Genomic DNA, 3,798 nt, shown 5'->3' with positions numbered 1-3,798 from the left:
CCCCAACCCGCCCCCCAGCCCTACACCCTCGGCCCCGAAGACGTCATCGAGGTCATCGTCTACGGCCAGCCCGACCTCACCCGCACCGTCGCCGTCCTGCCCGACGGCACCATCTCCCTGCCCCTGGTGGGCATCGTCCGCGCGGCGGGCCTGACCATCGAGGAGCTCACCCGCCGCCTGACCGAGGCCTACGCCGTCTACCTCAAGAACCCCCAGGTCTCGGTGGTGGTCAAGGAGTTCCGCCGCATCCGGGTCTCCGTCATCGGCCAGGTCACGCGCCCCGGCACCTACGAGCTGCGGCCCGGCGCCACCGTCCTGGACGCACTGTCCGCCGCCGGCGGCCTCACCGAGAAGGCCTCGGTCACCGACGCCCGTCTGGTGCGGGCGACCGGCGAGACCCGCCCCCTGGCCCTGGACGCCCTGCTGGTCCGCCAGGAGCTCCAGCACAACATCACCATCGAGGCCGGCGACACCCTCATCGTCCCCGAGGACACCGTCAACCGCTTCTACGTCCTGGGTGACGTCAACAGCCCCGGCCTGTTCCCCCTGCGGGGCGAGGTCACCGTCCTGCAGGCCCTGGCCATGGCCGGCGGCCCCGTGCAGCGCGGCGCCGCCACCGCCCGCACCGTCCACATCGTCCGCCGCGGCGGCGCCCAGCCCCCTCCCGCGGTCGGCCGGGTGGAGCGCCTGCCCAACAACGGCGTGCTCATCACCGTGGACCTGCAGGCGGCGATGGAGCGCGGGGACCTCCGCCGGGACCTGCTGGTGCAGCCCGGCGACATCATCGTCGTCCCCCAGGCGGGGCTGACCACCGTGAGCACCATCGTCAGCATCCTGGCCGGCATCGCGGCCATCGTCAAGTGACCGCTACCCGCCGTCCGTCACCGGACTGCGCCTGTGGAGTGAGGAGATTGAGTAGATCGAGAAGATCGGGTAGATTGCGATGACCCCAAACCCTCCGCACGTCGAGAGTGAGCCGACCCTCCGCGACTACCTGGAGGTCCTGCTGGACCGCTGGTGGGTGGTCGCGGCCACCACCGCCGCCGCCCTGGTGGCGGCTTTGACCTTCAGCACCCTGGCCCCGCCCGTCTACCGCGGCACGGCCACCGTCATGGTGGACCGCGCCGGCAGCTCGTTTGGTCTGATCTCCGACATCACCGGCATCAGCCAGCAGACGTTCGTGGACACCCTGGCCGAGGTCGTCCGCAGCCGCGCGGTCGGCGAACGCGCGCTGGACCGCCTGGGCGTCCCGCCGGACGAGCGTGAGGAGGCCCTGCGCCGCCTGCAGGCCGGCCTGCGGGTCCAGCGGGTCCGCAACGCCGACGTCATCCGCATCCAGGCCGAAGGCCCTACCCCGCAGGCGGCCGCCGACGCCACCAACGCGGTGGCCGAGGCGTTTTTGGCCTGGCACGTGGAGGGCCGCCGCGCCCAGGCCGCCGCCGGGAGAAAGTTCATCGAGGACCAGCTGGCCATCGTCGGCCGCGAGCTGCGCTCGGCCGAGGACGCCCTGGCCGCCTACAAAGCCCGGGCCGGCCAGGTGGCCCTGTCCGAGCAGACCACATTGGCGGTGACCCGGCTCGCCGACTTCGAAGCCCAGCGCCGCGCCGCCTCCGCCGAGCGTCAGGCGGTGGAGGCCAGCCTGGCCCAGGCCCGGGCCACCCTGGCCGAGCAGGCCGCCACGGTGCCGTCGTCGTTCGTCCTCAGCGAAGACCCCGTGGCGGCCCAGCTGCGCCAGCAGCTGGCGTCCGCCGAGGTGGAGCTGGCCGGCCTGCGCGAGCAGTTCACCGACCGCCACCCCCAGGTCGTCGCGGTCAAGGCGAAGATCGAGGAGATCAAAAACCGCATGCAGACCCTGGCGGCCCGGCGGCTGGCCTCCCAGACCATCACCCTCAACCCCATCCACCAGGACCTGCTGGGGCAGGTCATCAAGCTGCAGATCGAGCGCCAGGCCCTGCAGGCGCGCGAGGCCGCCCTGGCCGCCGTGGTGGCGCGCTACGCCCGGGACGCCCGCGTCCTGCCTTCCCGCGAGGTCGACCTGGCCCGTCTGACCCGCGAGGTGAAGGTGGCCGAGCAGACCTACCTGTTGCTCTCGGAGAAGCTGCAGGAGGCCCGCATCGCCGAGGCGTCCATCGTCGGGGACCTGCGGGTGGTGGACCGCGCCGTTCCGCCGGAGTCCCCGGTGAAGCCCCGGACCGCCCTGAACACCCTGCTGGGGGCCGTGCTGGGCGTGATGCTGGGCCTGGGCGCCGTCTACACCCTGGAGGCCGTGGACACCACGTTCAAGACGGCGGAGGAAGCCGGCGAGTACCTGGACCTGCCCGTCCTGGCCACCATCCCGATATGGAAGGAGGGAGCCCGGTCGGCGCCCGCGGGGACGGTGCCTCTGGCGGCCGTCGAGCAACGCCGCTCGCCGTTCGCCGAGGCCTTCCGCCACCTGCGCACCAGCCTGTTGTACTCCAGCCCGGACCGGCCGCTGCGGATCGTCCAGGTGACCAGTCCCGGACCCGAGGAGGGCAAGAGCACCGTGGCCGCCAACCTGGCCGTCGCCCTCAGCCAGCTGGACCGGAAGGTGTGGCTGGTGGAGTGCGACCTGCGTAAGCCGCACCTGGTACTGCGTTTCCAGCCGCGGACCGAGTTCGGGCTGTCAGAGCTGCTGGTGGACGGGGTGTCGCTCGAGCAGGCCGTGCACGAGACGGAGGTCGCCAACCTGTGGTTTGTGCCCGCCGGCCGCACCCCGCCCAACCCGGCCGAACTGCTGGGCAGCCGCAAGATGCGGGCCTTTCTGTCCGGGGACCTGGACGGAGCCGAGTTCGTCGTCCTGGACGCCCCGCCCGTGCTGCCGGTGACCGACGCCGCGGTCCTGGCCCCGGCCGCGGACGGGGTGGTCCTGGTGGTGGACCTGCGCCGCACCCACCGCGACGCTGCCCGCCGCGCCAAGCAGCAGCTGCAGTCCGTGGGCGCGCGGCTTCTGGGAGTCGTGGTCAACGGCGCCACCCCCACCCGCCGCGGCTACTATTACTACTACTCGCACTACTACCAGGCGGAGGATCAGAAATCAGACACAACACCCCTTCCCTCTCCCCCCGGGAGAGAGCGCGGGTGAGGGCAAGCTGACGACGTCACCTTGCGTGAGAGAGGACCGAGCGCATACACAACACCCCTCTCCCCCCAAGGGGGAGAGGGCGAGGGTGAGGGGGGTCATCCGTGACCCACGCCCCACAACCCAGCACCACTAACCCCCCACCAAGAGCCCTCGTCACCGGCGGCGCCGGCTTCCTCGGCTCCCACCTGTGCGACCGCCTCATCGCCGAGGGGTTCGAAGTGATCTGTCTGGACAACCTCCTGACCGGCACCACGGACAACATCAGGCACCTTCTGGGACATCCCCGCTTCACCTTCGTCCACCACGACGTCACCCGTCCCATCGACCTCGACGCTCTCCTGTCCGGGAAGCAAGGACCACAATCAGGCATCAGTCACCCGCCCTTGAACTACATTCTCCACTTCGCCAGCCCCGCGTCCCCCAGGGACTACGCCCGGCACCCCATCCACACCCTCAAAGTGGGCGCGCTGGGCACCTACCACGCCCTGGGATTGGCCAAAGCACAGGGTGCGGTATTTCTCCTGGCGTCCTCTTCAGAAGTCTATGGGGATCCTGAAGTGAACCCTCAGCCTGAGTCCTACTGGGGTCACGTGAACCCCGTGGGACCGAGGAGCGTTTACGACGAGGCCAAGCGCTACGCCGAGGCCATCACCATGGCCTACCACCGAGCCCACGGTCTGGACGTCCGCATCGCC

The 3,798-nt window shown here is 70.9% G+C and carries 3 protein-coding genes; all 3 read left to right on the top strand.

From position 1 onward, the window contains the following. Positions 1 to 864: polysaccharide biosynthesis/export family protein (locus RB150_00015; GenBank protein ID MDQ7818925.1), on the top strand; the 864-nt coding region annotated here is incomplete at its 5' end. A 79-nt stretch (positions 865 to 943) separates the two neighbouring features. Beyond that, on the top strand, positions 944 to 3,103 hold the full coding sequence (locus RB150_00010) for a polysaccharide biosynthesis tyrosine autokinase (protein ID MDQ7818924.1): 2,160 nt from the start codon (positions 944 to 946) through the stop codon (positions 3,101 to 3,103). A gap of 101 nt (positions 3,104 to 3,204) precedes the next feature. Continuing rightward, positions 3,205 to 3,798, top strand: a 594-nt coding sequence (locus RB150_00005; protein ID MDQ7818923.1) for a GDP-mannose 4,6-dehydratase, incomplete at its 3' end; no start/stop codon positions are given.

The sequence above is a fragment of the Armatimonadota bacterium genome (assembly GCA_031081675.1).
GTDB classification, from domain to species: Bacteria; Sysuimicrobiota; Sysuimicrobiia; order Sysuimicrobiales; family Kaftiobacteriaceae; genus Calidihabitans; species Calidihabitans tengchongensis.
This window is presented reverse-complemented; position numbering and strand designations above follow the sequence as displayed.

Excerpts from the sequence above, each read along its gene's own strand:
- RB150_00010 (MDQ7818924.1), top strand. The coding sequence starts at position 944 with ATGACCCCAAACCCTCCGCACGTCGAGAGTGAGCCGACCCTCCGCGAC.